10 protein-coding genes and 1 tRNA gene are annotated in these 15,664 nt (G+C 43.1%); all 11 read left to right on the top strand.

Features of this window, described 5'->3' with window-relative positions; translation table 11 throughout:
- Positions 1–143 precede the first annotated feature (143 nt).
- On the top strand, positions 144–1,334 hold the full coding sequence (tuf, locus tag ACMFL8_RS12630; RefSeq protein WP_352309428.1) for an elongation factor Tu: 1,191 nt from the start codon (positions 144–146) through the stop codon (positions 1,332–1,334).
- A 314-nt stretch (positions 1,335–1,648) separates the two neighbouring features.
- Positions 1,649–1,724 (top strand) — tRNA-Trp (locus ACMFL8_RS12625).
- 51 nt (positions 1,725–1,775) lie between these two features.
- A complete protein-coding gene (secE, locus tag ACMFL8_RS12620) occupies positions 1,776–2,264 on the top strand; it encodes a preprotein translocase subunit SecE (RefSeq protein ID WP_194619557.1) in 489 nt (162 codons plus the stop codon).
- Positions 2,265–2,321: 57 nt separating this feature from the next.
- On the top strand, positions 2,322–2,852 hold the full coding sequence (gene nusG / locus ACMFL8_RS12615; protein ID WP_010201718.1) for a transcription termination/antitermination protein NusG: 531 nt from the start codon (positions 2,322–2,324) through the stop codon (positions 2,850–2,852).
- An 89-nt stretch (positions 2,853–2,941) separates the two neighbouring features.
- On the top strand, positions 2,942–3,373 hold the full coding sequence (rplK, locus tag ACMFL8_RS12610) for a 50S ribosomal protein L11 (RefSeq protein WP_010201717.1): 432 nt from the start codon (positions 2,942–2,944) through the stop codon (positions 3,371–3,373).
- A complete protein-coding gene (rplA, locus tag ACMFL8_RS12605) occupies positions 3,374–4,075 on the top strand; it encodes a 50S ribosomal protein L1 (protein WP_010201716.1) in 702 nt (233 codons plus the stop codon).
- Positions 4,076–4,507: 432 nt separating this feature from the next.
- Positions 4,508–5,035, top strand: coding sequence for a 50S ribosomal protein L10 (rplJ, locus tag ACMFL8_RS12600; protein ID WP_010201715.1), 528 nt, complete (start codon positions 4,508–4,510; stop codon positions 5,033–5,035).
- A gap of 126 nt (positions 5,036–5,161) precedes the next feature.
- Positions 5,162–5,533, top strand: coding sequence for a 50S ribosomal protein L7/L12 (gene rplL / locus ACMFL8_RS12595; protein WP_010201714.1), 372 nt, complete (start codon positions 5,162–5,164; stop codon positions 5,531–5,533).
- 830 nt (positions 5,534–6,363) lie between these two features.
- Positions 6,364–10,482, top strand: a complete 4,119-nt coding sequence (rpoB, locus tag ACMFL8_RS12590; protein WP_189585786.1) for a DNA-directed RNA polymerase subunit beta — start codon at positions 6,364–6,366, stop codon at positions 10,480–10,482.
- Between the two features lie 185 nt (positions 10,483–10,667).
- Positions 10,668–14,885, top strand: coding sequence for a DNA-directed RNA polymerase subunit beta' (gene rpoC / locus ACMFL8_RS12585; protein ID WP_010201712.1), 4,218 nt, complete (start codon positions 10,668–10,670; stop codon positions 14,883–14,885).
- Positions 14,886–15,100: 215 nt separating this feature from the next.
- The gene (locus tag ACMFL8_RS12580) at positions 15,101–15,628 is read left to right on the top strand and encodes a DUF6586 family protein (RefSeq protein ID WP_413191175.1); all 528 of its coding nucleotides are present in this window, start codon (positions 15,101–15,103) and stop codon (positions 15,626–15,628) included.
- The last annotated feature ends 36 nt before the right edge of the window (positions 15,629–15,664 follow it).

Genomic DNA, 15,664 nt, shown 5'->3' with positions numbered 1-15,664 from the left:
CTTGTTATTGGCCGTGATTTTCTTATAATATCTGCACATTAGTATGCGCGACCTTTTAACAATTATCTTAATGTGGTCAGGATTGTCTCAATTATTGTATTTATACTCGTTGAGCACTGCCACCAAAAAAAGAGGAAATACCCATGGCAAAGGCCAAGTTTGAACGCACAAAGCCACACGTCAACGTTGGTACTATTGGACACGTTGATCACGGTAAAACAACCCTAACAGCTGCTATCGCGACTGTTGCTGCAATCACTTCAGGTGGCGAAGCCAAAGACTACGCGTCTATTGACTCAGCCCCAGAAGAAAAAGCACGTGGCATCACCATCAACACCTCACACGTAGAATATGACACTCCATCACGTCACTACGCTCACGTAGATTGCCCAGGTCACGCCGATTATGTTAAAAACATGATCACCGGTGCAGCCCAGATGGACGGCGCAATCCTAGTTGTATCAGCTACTGACGGCCCTATGCCACAAACACGTGAGCACATCCTGCTTTCACGTCAGGTTGGCGTACCGTACATCGTCGTATTCATGAACAAGTGCGACGTTGTTGATGACGAAGAATTGCTTGAACTAGTAGAAATGGAAGTTCGTGAATTACTAAGCGACTATGACTTCCCAGGTGATGACACCCCAATCATCCATGGTTCAGCTACTGAAGCCCTAAAAGGCTCACAAGAAAAATATGGCCAACCAGCTATCGTAGAACTACTAAACGTTCTTGACACCTACATCCCAGAGCCAGAGCGTGACGTTGACAAAGCATTCCTAATGCCAATCGAAGACGTATTCTCAATCTCAGGTCGTGGTACTGTTGTAACTGGCCGTGTTGAATCTGGTATCGTACGCGTTGGTGACGAAATCGAAATCGTTGGTATCCGTGACACTCAAAAAACCACCTGTACTGGTGTAGAGATGTTCCGTAAACTGCTTGACGAAGGTCGTGCAGGCGAAAACTGTGGCGTACTACTACGTGGTACTAAGCGTGAAGACGTACAACGTGGCCAAGTACTTGCTAAGCCAGGTTCAATCACTCCTCACACCAAGTTTGACGCTGAAGTATATGTGTTGAGCAAAGAAGAGGGTGGTCGTCACACACCATTCCTAAACGGCTATCGTCCACAGTTCTACTTCCGTACTACTGACGTAACTGGCGCAATCCAATTACAAGACGGTACTGAAATGGTTATGCCTGGTGATAACGTTGAGATGGGCGTAGAGCTTATCCACCCAATCGCTATGGACAAAGGTCTTCGCTTCGCTATTCGTGAAGGCGGCCGTACGGTAGGCGCTGGTGTTGTTGCTAACGTATTGAACTAAGCATTAACCTGTCAGAGTAATCTGATAGTCGTTAAGCAGTTCGTGAAAAGCCGCTCTCTTTATTGAGGGTGGCTTTTTTTGGATGGTAGAAGGTTGTTTTAGAATTTTTAGAGAGATTTAAATTGAATGCCATATCTGCTATGTCCCCTATTGTAATATAGTGCTTGGCTTGTTATATTAATGCTGCTTCTTACGAAGCATTTTTTATGAAAAGAGCGTTTGTTGATTAGAAGAATTAGCTAAAATATACAATTTTAATGCTAAAGGCTTGCATTCTATGTTCAATATTGTATAATGCTGTCCTTTACACCCATAGGCGATTGGCTCAATTGGTAGAGCATCGGTCTCCAAAACCGAGGGTTGTAGGTTCGAGTCCTACATCGCCTGCCATCTTCTTATCACATCTTTGTTACACCTCACCATCTCCGAAGCGAGTTCTTTATGAGCAATAATCAAGATAACCTCGAGAATAAGTTATCTGATGCCAAGGCGGGTGCTGGTGGAATGCTGTCTAAAGGTCAGCACATCTCAGCAGGCAATCAAACGACGGCTGTTGAAGTGGCTAAAACTGGCTCAATGAAAGATGTGATTCTGTGGCTACTTGCCGCAGCAGTTTTAATTGGGGCGACGTTAGTTAATCAATATTTACCTGGCTATTGGCAGCCTGCCAATGATGTCTGGGTACGTATTGGTATTATCGTTGCCCTTATTGTATTTGCTTTAGTCTGTTTAGCATTAACGCATCAGGGTCGCGCTTTTAAAATATTGTTAAAAGATGCTGCCGTTGAATTACGCCGCGTGACATGGCCAGGCAAAGACGAGACTTTTCAGTATACTTGGCAAGTTCTTGTGATGATTGCCATTGTTGGGTTTCTAGTTTGGTTATTAGATAACTTTTTCAACTGGTTCGTTGGCCTCTTTATTGGTTAATAGCACGTATTAGTGCATATTAACCCAAAATTTACTTATAATGATCAGGAGCGTGACATGCGTTGGTATATTGTCCAAGCGTTTTCAGGATATGAAAAGCAAGTACAGCGTTCATTAACTGATCGTATTAATCGTAGTGACTTCGCTGAATCATTCGGTGACGTATTGGTTCCTACTGAAGAAGTCGTCGAAATGAAAGACGGCAAAAAGCGTAAAAGCGAGCGTAAATTCTTTCCAGGCTATGTATTGATCCAGATGGAAATGAATGACAACACTTGGCACATCGTCAAAGACTGTCCACGTATTATGGGTTTCATCGGTGGTACACCTGAAACACCAGCGCCAATTACCCAAGTAGAAGCAGATCGTATTCTAAACCGTTTGAATCAGACTGAAACTGACCCACGTCCTAAGACTCTATTTGAGCCGGGCGAAGAGTTGTTGGTTATCGATGGTCCATTTACTGACTTTAAAGGGTTGGTTGAAAAAGTGGATTATGAAAAGTCTAAACTACATTTAACGGTAAACGTATTTAATCGACCGACTCAGGTCGAGCTTGAGTTTAGTAAAGTTGAGAAGCTAGACTAAACCCGTAAAAATTCATCAACCGGGGAGCTGTTAGTCAATAAGGTTTATACCACGTTGATTTGGCGCTATTACCCATTTAGGAGAGTATCATGGCTAAGAAGATTGATGGTTACATCAAACTGCAAGTGCCTGCAGGCAAAGCAAATCCTTCACCACCGATTGGTCCAGCATTGGGTCAAAAAGGCGTGAACATCATGGCATTCTGTAAAGAATTTAACGCTGCAACCTCAAACCAAGAGCCGGGTCTACCGATTCCTACTGAGATCACTGTATATAGCGATAAGTCTTTTACCTTTATCATGAAGTCACCACCAGCTGCGTACTTACTACGTAAGGCTGCTGGTATCGCTAAAGGTTCTGGTACGCCAAACACCGCTAAAGTCGGTAAAGTTGACCGTGCACAATTAGAAGATATCGTTAAGACTAAAGATGCAGATTTGACTGCTGCTGATCTTGATGCTGCTGTTCGTACCATCGCTGGTACTGCACGTTCAATGGGTATTACCGTGGAGGGTGTGTAAATGAGTAAACTTACTAAGCGTCAAAAGTTAATCGCTGAGCGTGTAGAAAACGAAAAGTTATACACGATTGAAGAAGCGGTTCAAATCTTAAACGATTTGCCAGCACTAAAATTTAAAGAGTCTATCGACATTGCAGTAAACTTGGGCGTTGACCCACGTAAATCTGATCAAGTCGTTCGTGGCGCTACCAACCTACCTGCTGGTACTGGTAAAACCAAACGCGTTGCTGTATTTGCTCAAGGTGCTGCTGCTGAAGCCGCCAAAGAAGCTGGTGCTGACATCGTTGGTTTTGAAGACCTAGCAGAACAAATCAAAGCTGGCAACATGGACTTTGATATCGTTATTGCTGCTCCTGATGCAATGCGTGTTGTTGGTCAGTTAGGTACTATCCTAGGTCCACGTGGCCTAATGCCTAACCCAAAAGTTGGTACAGTAACGCCTAACGTTGCTGAAGCTGTGAAAAATGCTAAAGCTGGTCAAGCACAGTATCGTGTAGACAAAGCGGGTATCATTCATACTACTATTGGTCAAGTTGGTTTCACTGCTGAGCAAGTTATTCAAAATGCTGAAGCACTAATCACAGATCTAAAACGTGCTAAACCTGCTACGTCTAAAGGTACTTTCATTAAGAAAATTACCTTGTCTAGCACTATGGGTCCAGGTATCACTATTGATGCTGTTCCTTATCGCACTGCTAAATAATTAAGTATTCACTCTTCAAATATTTTGAATAATGAGTACAAACCAATTCTAAAAAATTAGGTCAGCGTAGCATATGCTACGCTGTCTAAGACCGTAGGTAGAGAGTGGTTTAGTGTCATAGATAGCAATTTTCGAATGGTTAAATATGATAACAAGCTGCTTTTTTTAATCGACCACAGATGAAAATCTTAGTTGTCCTACGCAGACGGTGATCCACCCAGTTGTTGATAAGAGCCGATAGTTCAATCTATCACTTGATGTCATTCTGATAACGGTGCCGTAATCAGTCGTTACGAGTAGGTTTTATTTTTATAGAATTTATGAATAACGTGTCGTATCAAGTCAGTCTAATTCAGTTGTTTAATAATTGAAAATTTCGGTTTTTAAGTATTGAAGTACTGAGCAGACTGATAAGATTAAAGGAGTCAACTTATGGCATTAACGCTAGAGCAAAAACAACAAGTTGTGGCTGAAGTGTCTGAAGTTGCTGCTAATGCTTACTCAGCAGTAGCTGCCGAATATCACGGTATTGGTGTTGCAAAGCTTACTAAGCTGCGCGAACAAGCCCGTGAGAAAGGCGTGATTTTGAAAGTGGTAAAAAATACCCTAGCAAAACGCGCGTTTGAAGGCACTAAGTTTGAGAGCATGTCAGACCGTATGACTGGTCCACTACTTTTGGCTTTCTCTATGGAAGATTTGGGATCTGCCGCTCGAGTCGTTTTCGACTTTAGCAAAGATAACAAAGCTTTAGAGACCAAATTAGTATCAGTCGGTGGTGTTGTTTATGGCCCAGAAGAGCTAGAGCGCGTATCGAAGCTACCAACTCGCGACGAAGCAATCTCTATCTTGATGGCTACTATGAATGCACCAGTGACCAAGCTTGTCCAGACTATGAACGCTGTTCCTGGCAAGTTCGTTCGCACTGTAGCGGCAATCAAAGACGCAAAAGAAGCTGCTTAATTGCTTGTTTTAACGTAACTTTGACATCGCTGATTGTACTTTATTGCTAACACTATTTGAACATTTGGCAAACAATCAAAGCGATATTAAAATCAATTAAATTTTATCAGATAACGGAGAGTTCTCATGGCACTATCTAAAGATGATGTGTTAAACGCAATCGCTGAAATGTCAGTAATGGATATCGTTGAGTTAATCAGCGACATGGAAGAAAAATTCGGCGTAACAGCTGCTGTTGCTGCTGCACCTGCTGCTGCTGGCCCTGCTGCTGCTGCTGCTGAAGAAAAAGACGAGTTTGACGTAGTTCTTGCCAGCTTTGGCGAGAAGAAAGTTGGCGTAATTAAAGCCGTACGTGAAGCTACTGGTCTTGGCTTGAAAGAAGCGAAAGATTTGGTTGAAAGCGCTCCAGCTCCAATCAAAGAAGGCGTTAACAAAGCTGAAGCTGAAGAGTTGAAAAAGAAACTTGAAGAAGCTGGTGCAACTGTTGAACTAAAATAAGCTGAGCTTATCTTAGTGTTGTACAAAAAAAGCTGGTAATGCCTTGCATTGCCAGCTTTTTTTTATTATAATTCGTAGCTTGACCTTTTGTGTCTGCCAACATACGTATGCAACAACACGGTGGATACCCATCAAAAGGACAGACGATAGCTATGCAAATAAACACAGTGCAAGCACACATACCAGTTTTTGAAATCAGTTAATATCAGCTAAACGTCCATAGATGTTTGGCATTTTTTTGTGTCTGCATGCTTTCCCATTAACACTATAGTTTATACTGATTCTAAAAGTTATAGTTACCCCAATTATTATTAATTCTGAAAAGCTGTTAATCTTAGGTTATCCATTTAGCATGGTTTTACTGTCAGTAGGTAGGCTCGTAGACGGTATATATCAGCGACGACATTGGTTTTGATGGTAAGTAGATTAGGATAACCCTAATAGAAGTTGTTTATTCTCAAGAGTATTGGTAAGTATTAACCTATAAATCAATTTATTATAGATTGACTTATATTGAAACTGTCGGTTTAAACCATCATATAGAGTGGCTTAGATACCGATGATAAGACTAGATTGATTTGTAAGATTAAATGCAGTTGCAACATTAAATGCAGTTGTAACATTAAATAATAGTGTCATAGTGGCGCACTGATGAAGCACATACCAATGTATCACCTGTACGAATGGATAAACAGTCACTAGCTGAGTATTAACACCCGTTTTATATTATCGTTTACGTTGCCAAGTTTGCATAATATTAATATCAAATAGTATTGATGCATGCTGGCCACGCTTTCAATTTGTTTCCACGTTTACTGTAAGGACTCTCGATGGCATATTCTTATACTGAAAAAAAGCGTATTCGCAAAAGTTTTGCTGAATTGCCCACTGTGATGGACATTCCCTATTTACTGTCTATTCAAGTAGATTCCTACGAGCAATTTTTGCAAGAGCATAAAAAGCCAAAAGCTCGTGAGAATAGTGGCCTGCAAGCTGCGTATTCCTCTATTTTCCCAATTGAGAGTCACTCTGGTAATGCTGAGTTACAATTTGTTGAATATTATTTGGGCGATCCTGAGTTTGATGAGCGTGAGTGTATCTTACGTGGCTCAACGTTTGCAGCACCAATGCGTGTCAAGATCCGCTTAATTATCAAAGATAAAGACAGCAAAGACAAAGACAGTAAAGCGGCAATCAAAGATATCCGTGAGCAAAGTGTCTATATGGGTGAAATCCCATTGATGACCCAAAACGGTACCTTTATTATCAATGGTACTGAGCGTGTTATCGTATCGCAATTACATCGCTCACCTGGCGTGTTCTTTGATCATGATAAAGGCAAATCACATTCAAGTGGTAAAGTGCTTTATAACGCACGTATCATCCCTTACCGTGGTTCATGGCTTGATTTTGAATTTGATGCAAAAGACTTAGTCTTTGCTCGTATTGACCGTCGTCGTAAATTACTGGCATCTATTATCCTTCGTGCCCTAGGCTTGAGCACTGCTGAAATCTTAGATCTTTTCTTTGATAAAGTAGCGGTTTATAAAGGTGAAGAGCAGTTTGAGATTGATCTGGTTGCAGATCGTCTGCGCGGCGAGATGGCTCAGTTCGATATCGTATCACCTGAAGGTGACGTTATCGTAGAGCAGGGCAAACGTATCAATGCCCGTCGTATCCGTCAGCTTGAAGAAGCGGGTATGACTAAAATCTCTATCCCTGATGAATACTTATATGAGCGTATTTTGGCCGAAGACATCGTCGTCAACGATGAAGTCATCGCTAAAGCCAATACATTAATTGACCATGAATTATTGGTTAAATTAAGCGCATTTGAAGCCAGTGACTCTATCAAAGAGTTCAGCATTCTGTTCACCAACGATATCGATCAAGGCAGTTATATTGCCGATACGTTACGTGCTGACAGTACTTCAAGCCGTGAAGAAGCCTTGATTGAAATCTATAAAGTCATGCGTCCAGGTGAGCCACCAACGGTCGAAACTGCTGAAAAACTATTTGATAGCATGTTCTTTAACGCTGATCGTTATGACCTATCAAATGTTGGTCGTATGAAATTCAACCGTCGTCTTGGTTTAGAATTTGATAACACGGATGATCCAGATATCCAGCGCGAACGTAGCGTATTGACCAATGCCGATATCGTTAACGTGCTAAAAGAGCTGATCGAAATTCGTAACGGTCGCGGCGAAGTCGATGATATTGACCATCTAGGCAACCGTCGTATTCGTTCGGTTGGTGAAATGGCAGAAAACCAATTCCGTGTTGGTCTAGTGCGTGTTGAGCGTGCAGTTAAAGAGCGTTTAAGCTCAGCGGAATCTGATAACTTGTCACCACAAGATTTGATTAACTCAAAGCCTGTTGCGGCTGCGGTTAAAGAATTTTTTGGTTCAAGCCAGTTGTCACAGTTTATGGATCAGAACAACCCGTTGTCTGAAGTTACCCATAAGCGCCGTGTATCAGCATTAGGACCCGGTGGTCTGACTCGTGAACGTGCAGGCTTTGAAGTACGTGACGTACATGATACCCATTATGGTCGTGTATGCCCAATTGAGACTCCTGAAGGTCCAAACATTGGTCTTATCAACTCATTGGCAACATTTGCAAAAACCAACAGCTTTGGCTTCTTAGAAACGCCTTATCGCCGTGTGGTTGATGGTAAAGTCACAGATGTTATTGAATATCTATCAGCGATTGAAGAAGTAGGTACAGTCATTGCACAGGCTGATTCACCAGTAACCGCAGAAGGCGCGTTATCTGATGAAATGGTCAGTGTGCGTAGCTATGGTGAATTCGTTCGCATGCCGCCAGAAAAAGTGACGCATATGGATGTGTCACCGAGTCAGGTCGTATCGGTCGCAGCAGGTTTGATTCCATTCCTAGAGCATGATGATGCTAACCGTGCCTTGATGGGTTCGAACATGCAGCGTCAGGCTGTGCCTACGCTACGTGCTGATAAGCCGTTAGTCGGTACGGGTATGGAGCGTCACGTTGCTCGTGACTCTGGTGTTTGTGTCATCGCTAAGCGTGGCGGTGTGATCGAAGACGTTGATGCCTCACGTGTTGTGGTTCGTGTAAATGAAGATGAGATGATTGCTGGTGAAGCCGGTATTGATATCTATAACTTGGTTAAATACACGCGTTCTAACCAAAACACTTGTATCAACCAACGTATTATCGTGAACCAAGGCGATGCTATTGCTGTAGGTGATATCTTGGCTGATGGTCCGTCAACGGATCTTGGTGAGCTTGCACTAGGTCAGAACATCCGCATCGCATTTATGCCGTGGAATGGTTACAACTTCGAAGATTCAATCTTGTTATCTGAAAAAGTGGTAAAAGAAGATCGTTTCACCACTATTCATATTCAAGAATTGACTTGTGTGGCTCGTGATACCAAGCTAGGTACAGAAGAGATCACAGCTGATATTCCAAACGTTGGTGAAGCGGCGCTATCAAGCCTTGATGAAGCGGGTATCGTTTATATCGGTGCTGAAGTTGATGCTGGTGATATCTTAGTTGGTAAAGTGACGCCAAAAGGTGAAACACAACTAACGCCAGAAGAGAAACTCCTCCGGGCTATCTTTGGTGAAAAAGCGGCTGATGTTAAAGACACGTCTTTGCGTGTTCCAACATCAAGCAAAGGTACGGTTATTGACGTTCAAGTCTTTACCCGTGATGGCGTCGAAAAAGATGCGCGTGCAAGAGCGATTGAAAAATCACAGCTTGATAGCTACCGTAAAGATTTAAAAGAAGAGCTACGTATCTTTGAAGAAGCCGCTCGTGGTCGTATTGGCAATCTGTTAGATGGTCAAAAAGTCAGTGGTGGTTCAGGTCTAAAAGCCGGTACAGTGATGGCATTGGCTGATATGAAAGATATGAGCCTTGAGACTTTGCTTGATATTCAGCCAGTTGAAGAAGAAATCTCTGAGCGTCTAACGCAAATTGCTGATTACTTAGTTGATAAGCAAAAAGACATCGATGTGAAGTTTGCTGAGAAAAAACGCAAATTGACTGCCGGTGATGACTTGCAACATGGCGTACAAAAAATCGTTAAGGTATATCTAGCGGTTAAGCGTCGTATTCAGCCTGGTGATAAGATGGCTGGCCGTCATGGTAACAAAGGTGTTGTATCGCGCATTATGCCGGTTGAAGACATGCCTTATGACGAAAATGGTAATACCGTTGACATCGTACTGAACCCACTAGGTGTTCCATCTCGTATGAACATCGGTCAGGTGCTAGAGACGCATTTGGGTATGGCAGCAAAAGGTTTGGGCGAGAAAATTGATGGTATGCTCAAAGCTCAAGCCGCGATCAAAGACTTACGTGATTTCTTAGACCAAATCTATAACAAAGTAGGCGGTGAACAAGTTGATCTAGATAGCTTGAGTGATGACGACATCATGGCGTTATCAGACAACTTGCGTGGCGGTGTACCGATGGGCACGGCAGTATTTGATGGTGCGCATGAGCATCAAGTCAAAGACTTGCTAGAGCTTGCTGGTCTAGCCAGAAACGGTCAGCAGACGTTATATGATGGTCGTACGGGTCAGAAGTTTGATCGTCAAGTAACCGTCGGCTACATGTATATGCTCAAGCTTAACCATTTGGTTGATGACAAAATGCATGCACGTTCAACCGGTTCTTATTCACTAGTGACGCAGCAGCCACTTGGTGGTAAAGCACAGTTTGGTGGTCAGCGCTTCGGTGAGATGGAAGTATGGGCACTAGAAGCTTACGGCGCGACTTACACGCTGCAAGAGATGTTGACAGTGAAATCGGATGATGTCGAAGGCCGTACCCGTATGTATAAAAACATCGTCGATGGTGAGCAATATATGGATCCAGGTATGCCTGAATCGTTTAACGTCTTGACCAAAGAAATCAAATCATTGGGTATTAACATTGAGTTAAAACAAACCCATTAAGAATGGCTGGCTGACTGAATTAAGATTATTACAGTCAGTTATTAACCTTAGTGGTTAGCTAAAAGCAGTATGCTAAATTGCTGCTGCTTTTAGCCATTTATCTCAACCCTATTCATTGCCTTCATTCATCTTATCCGCGTTAATAGTACGCTGTCAGATGATTATAAAGATAACGGAGAAGCAACTTGAAAGATTTACTCGATATCATGCAAAGCCCTACCGGCAACGGTAATCAAGAGTTTGATAGCATCCAAATTACCTTAGCCTCACCTGACGTAATCAAGTCATGGTCGCATGGTGAAGTAAAAAAACCTGAAACCATTAACTATCGTACGTTTAAGCCTGAGCGTGATGGTCTTTTTTGTGCCAAAATTTTTGGCCCAGTAAAAGATTTTGAATGTCTATGTGGTAAGTACAAACGCCGTAAATTCCAAGGCGTTATCTGTGAAAAATGTGGCGTTGAAGTCACTACTGCTAAAGTCCGTCGCGATCGCATGGGTCATATCGACCTAGCCAGTCCTGTGGCGCACATTTGGTTCTTAAAATCATTACCAAGCCGCATCGGTCTCTTGCTAGACATGACGCTACGTGATATTGAGCGCGTTCTATATTTTGAAAGCTATATCGTCACTGAGCCGGGTTTAACTTCTCTAGAGAAGTACCAATTGCTTGACGATGAAGATTACTACCGAGCGCTTGAAGAGTTTGGCGACGAATTCACTGCCAAGATGGGTGCAGAAGCGGTACAAGACCTATTAAAAGATATCGACTTAGATTTAGAAATCGATGAGCTGCGTGAAGCGATTCCGCAAACGGGTTCTGAAACTAAGCTTAAAAAGATGTCTAAGCGTCTTAAACTATTAGAAGCATTCCGTGATTCTAATAACAAACCTGAATGGATGGTTATGACCATCTTGCCAGTATTACCACCAGATTTACGTCCTTTAGTACCACTAGAAGGTGGTCGTTTTGCGACTTCAGATCTAAACGATTTGTATCGCCGCGTTATCAACCGTAATAACCGTCTTAAGCGCCTGCTTGAGCTGAGCGCCCCTGATATCATCGTACGTAACGAAAAACGTATGTTGCAAGAGTCAGTCGATGCGTTGCTAGATAACGGTCGTCGCGGTCGTGCAATTACAGGTAGTAATAAGCGTCCATTGAAATCTTTGGCAGATATGATCAAAGGTAAGCAAGGTCGTTTCCGTCAAAACTTACTTGGTAAGCGTGTCGATTATTCTGGTCGTTCGGTAATCGTTGTAGGTCCAACACTACGCCTACATCAGTGTGGTCTACCGAAGAAAATGGCACTTGAGTTATTCAAGCCATTTACTTATAACAAACTATTATCTCATGGTTTGGCGACTACAATTAAAGCTGCCAAAAAGATGGTTGAGCGTGAAGAGCCGCAAGTGTGGGACATGCTGGCCATGGTTATCCGTGAGCATCCAGTGCTTCTTAACCGTGCACCAACGCTTCACCGTTTGGGTCTACAAGCGTTCGAGCCAGTACTAATCGAAGGTAAAGCAATTCAATTGCACCCGCTCGTATGTACTGCATTCAACGCCGATTTTGATGGTGACCAAATGGCCGTTCACGTGCCATTGACGCTAGAAGCTCAGCTTGAGTCACGTGCTTTGATGATGTCGACCAACAACATCTTGTCACCTGCGAACGGTGATCCAATCATCGTACCGTCACAGGATGTGGTATTGGGTTTGTACTACATTAGCCGCTCATCAGTAAATGCTAAAGGCGAAGGCATGATCTTTGCCACTGTCAATGAAGCATTACGCGCGATTGGCTCAAACGATTTGCATGTAAACGCGAAAATTAAAGTTCGTGTGACTGAAACGCATTTCGATGAAGAAGGCAACGAGACCAAAGAAATCAGTATCAAAGATACGGTTGCTGGTCGTTTACTTATCTGGAACATCATGCCTAAAGGTATGACGTTTGATGAGTGTAACCAAGAGATGACGAAGAAAAACATCTCACGCTTGATCAACTCTTGCTATCGTAAAGTAGGCGTTAAAGACAGTGTTATGTTTGCTGACCAATTGATGTATCTAGGTTTTGCACAAGCAACGCTGTCTGGTGTGTCTATTGGTTTGGATGACATGGTTATTCCACCAAGCAAAAAGCAAATTATCGAAGTTGCTGAAGGCGAAGTGCGCGAGATCGAAGATCAGTTTGAGCAAGGTTTTGTGACGGCTGGTGAGCGTTATAACAAAGTGGTCGACATTTGGTCACGTACCAATGACAAAGTCGCGAAAGCGATGATGGATAACTTGGCGACCGATAAAGTCATCAACGCGCAAGGTGAAGAAGAAGAGCAGAAGTCATTTAACTCTATCTTTATCATGTCAGATTCTGGTGCTCGTGGTAGTGCGGCACAGATTCGTCAGTTGGCTGGTATGCGTGGCCTGATGGCTAAGCCGGATGGCTCAATCATTGAGACACCGATTAAAGCCAACTTCCGCGAAGGTTTGACGGTACTACAGTACTTTATCTCTACGCATGGTGCACGTAAAGGTCTAGCAGATACGGCATTGAAAACGGCCAACTCGGGTTATTTGACTCGTCGTTTGGTTGATGTTGCACAAGATTTGGTTATCACCAGTGATGACTGTGGTACCGAGCAAGGCTTGCTCATGAAACCACATATTCAAGGTGGCGAAATCATTGAGAAATTGGGTGAGCTAGTACTTGGTCGTGTGACCGCGCGTGATGTCACTTACAATGATGACGCTGATAAGATATTGATTCCAGCGGGTACGTTGATCGATGAGCATTGGGTCAATGTACTTGATGAAAACGCGATCGATGATATCTGGGTACGTTCAGTTATTACTTGTAATGTTGAGCATGGCGTTTGTTCACAGTGTTATGGTCGTGATCTTGCTCGTGGTCATAAAGTGAATATCGGCGAATCAGTCGGTGTTATGGCGGCACAGTCTATCGGTGAGCCGGGTACTCAGTTAACCATGCGTACGTTCCACGTGGGCGGGGCAGCAAGCTCAGCCTCTGTAGACAACAGCATCTCTGTACGTAATGCTGGTCAAGCGCATTTCGAAAACATGAAAACGGTTCAACATACCGATGGTCACTTAGTCATCGTATCGCGTTCTGCTGAAATCGCGTTGACTGATGAGCTTGGTCGTGAGCGTGAACGCTATAAAGTTCCTTACGGTTCTAGCGTACTTGTGAAAGATGAAGATCAGGTCGAAGGCGGCCAGACCATCGCTAAATGGGATCCGCACACGCATCCTATCATCACAGAATTTGCTGGTACAGCACGTTTCAGTGATATTACTGATGGTCTAACAGCGACTGTGAAGGTTGATGATGCGACTGGTATGAGCTCGTTTGAGATTCTAGCCACTCGTGACCGTTCAAGCTCAGCAAAAGATTTACGTCCTGCGATTATCTTGAACACAGACGAAGGCAAAGAAGTGGTTTACTTCTTACCAGCTGAAACCATCATTCGTGTGAGCGATGGTGAAAAAGTAGCAGCCGGTTCGATCCTAGGCCGTGTACCACAAGCATCTTCAGGTACCAAAGATATTACTGGTGGTCTACCACGTGTTGCTGATTTGTTTGAAGCACGTCGCCCGAAAGATCACGCCATCATGGCAGAAATGTCAGGTGTGGTGAGCTTTGGTAAAGAGACCAAAGGTAAAAACCGCTTTATTATCACCAATGAAGATGGTGAAGTACATGAAGAGCTGATCCCGAAATGGCGTCAAATCAACGTCTTTGAAAACGAGACAGTTGCCCGTGGTGAAGTGATCGCTGATGGTCCACAAAACCCACACGATATCTTGCGCCTAAAAGGTCAAACGGCACTTGCTGATTATATCGTTAACGAAGTACAGGACGTTTATCGTCTGCAGGGTGTAAAAATCAACGATAAGCACATCGAAGTTATTATTCGTCAGATGCTGCGCAAAGTTGAAATTACCGATGGCGGCGATTCAAGTCACTTCAAAGGTGATCAGGTAGAGTATGCAGACATCAAAGCATTGAATGCGAAGCTAGAAGCGGAAGATAAATTCCCAGTACAGTTTGAGCGTCAATTGTTAGGTATCACCAAAGCCAGCTTGGCAACGGAAAGCTTTATCTCAGCAGCGTCGTTCCAGGAAACGACTCGTGTGCTAACTGCTGCTGCCGTTACTGGTAAAGTCGATGAACTACGTGGTCTGAAAGAAAACGTGGTTGTTGGTCGCTTGATTCCAGCTGGTACTGGTCTTGCTTATCATAAAGCCCGTAAAGAGAAAGCGGATCAAAAGCTACAAGACAAAGATCTCAATGCAGCGTTTGATATGACTGCTAGCACTGATAGTAAAGACTTTGCTAGCTTTGATGAAGCTTTTGCACAAGAGCTGAACCAAGATAACTAATAGTATTAGACATCTTTGATTCATTGTTAACTTAATAAAAAAGCCAGCCTACGTTGCTGGCTTTTTTATGCGCTGGAAAAACAGATAAAAATGAATGATTGAAAGTACATACAATGAAAGACAATTCTCTTAGAAATCTGTTTCAAAAAATAGTAAACTGAAAAGTAGCTTATTTTTTATGAATACTGAACTCCCAATATAAGGATGATTAAAGCATGGCAGGTAAAACGCGCGTTGCTAAATATCAAGCAGATCGAACCAACCAAAAGCTGTATTTTTGTCGTCTATCTTGCCAAGCGGCTGGAAGTACCAACGATAAGCAGTTATATCAAGCACACTGTGAAACTGCTATTTTCCATTTGTATGGCAGTTTCTTAGCTTTTATCCAAGAGCTTGGTCATTTTTATAGCTTAAACATGACGGCACCCACTTTGTCAGATATCGAGCAAGCACTAAGTGAACGTACTCAAGTGTCACCTGAAATTCAACGCTTGCAGCAGTTACAAGGACAAGGCTTTCTAGCCAATGTAGAGCGCGCTTATCAACGTTGCCTGTATGCGGTACTGCCAGATAATTCGGCGGCTGAAAATGCTAATATGGTTGAGATAGAGCCAAAAGATCTTATCGTGAACGTTGTCACTTTATCGAATCAATGGTTGCCAGATGAGGCGACCATACGTGAGTGGCGGCAGCAGCTTTTAGAGCTGATTGAGCAGTTGCGTGCGGGCATGGTTGAGTTTTAGTAGGGCAGGACTTAACTGATTTTATAAGCAGATCTT

Origin of the sequence: Psychrobacter sp. AT9 (genome assembly GCF_047272965.1) — a bacterium.
Classification (GTDB): Bacteria; Pseudomonadota; Gammaproteobacteria; order Pseudomonadales; family Moraxellaceae; genus Psychrobacter; species Psychrobacter glaciei.
The sequence above is the reverse complement of the archived record's forward strand: the minus strand, read 5'-3'. Positions and strand labels throughout refer to the sequence as shown.

Coding starts and splice junctions, on each gene's coding strand:
- tuf (WP_352309428.1), top strand. CDS start 144: ATGGCAAAGGCCAAGTTTGAACGCACAAAGCCACACGTCAACGTTGGT.
- secE (WP_194619557.1), top strand. CDS start 1,776: ATGAGCAATAATCAAGATAACCTCGAGAATAAGTTATCTGATGCCAAG.
- nusG (WP_010201718.1), top strand. CDS start 2,322: ATGCGTTGGTATATTGTCCAAGCGTTTTCAGGATATGAAAAGCAAGTA.
- rplK (WP_010201717.1), top strand. CDS start 2,942: ATGGCTAAGAAGATTGATGGTTACATCAAACTGCAAGTGCCTGCAGGC.
- rplA (WP_010201716.1), top strand. CDS start 3,374: ATGAGTAAACTTACTAAGCGTCAAAAGTTAATCGCTGAGCGTGTAGAA.
- rplJ (WP_010201715.1), top strand. CDS start 4,508: ATGGCATTAACGCTAGAGCAAAAACAACAAGTTGTGGCTGAAGTGTCT.
- rplL (WP_010201714.1), top strand. CDS start 5,162: ATGGCACTATCTAAAGATGATGTGTTAAACGCAATCGCTGAAATGTCA.
- rpoB (WP_189585786.1), top strand. CDS start 6,364: ATGGCATATTCTTATACTGAAAAAAAGCGTATTCGCAAAAGTTTTGCT.
- ACMFL8_RS12580 (WP_413191175.1), top strand. CDS start 15,101: ATGGCAGGTAAAACGCGCGTTGCTAAATATCAAGCAGATCGAACCAAC.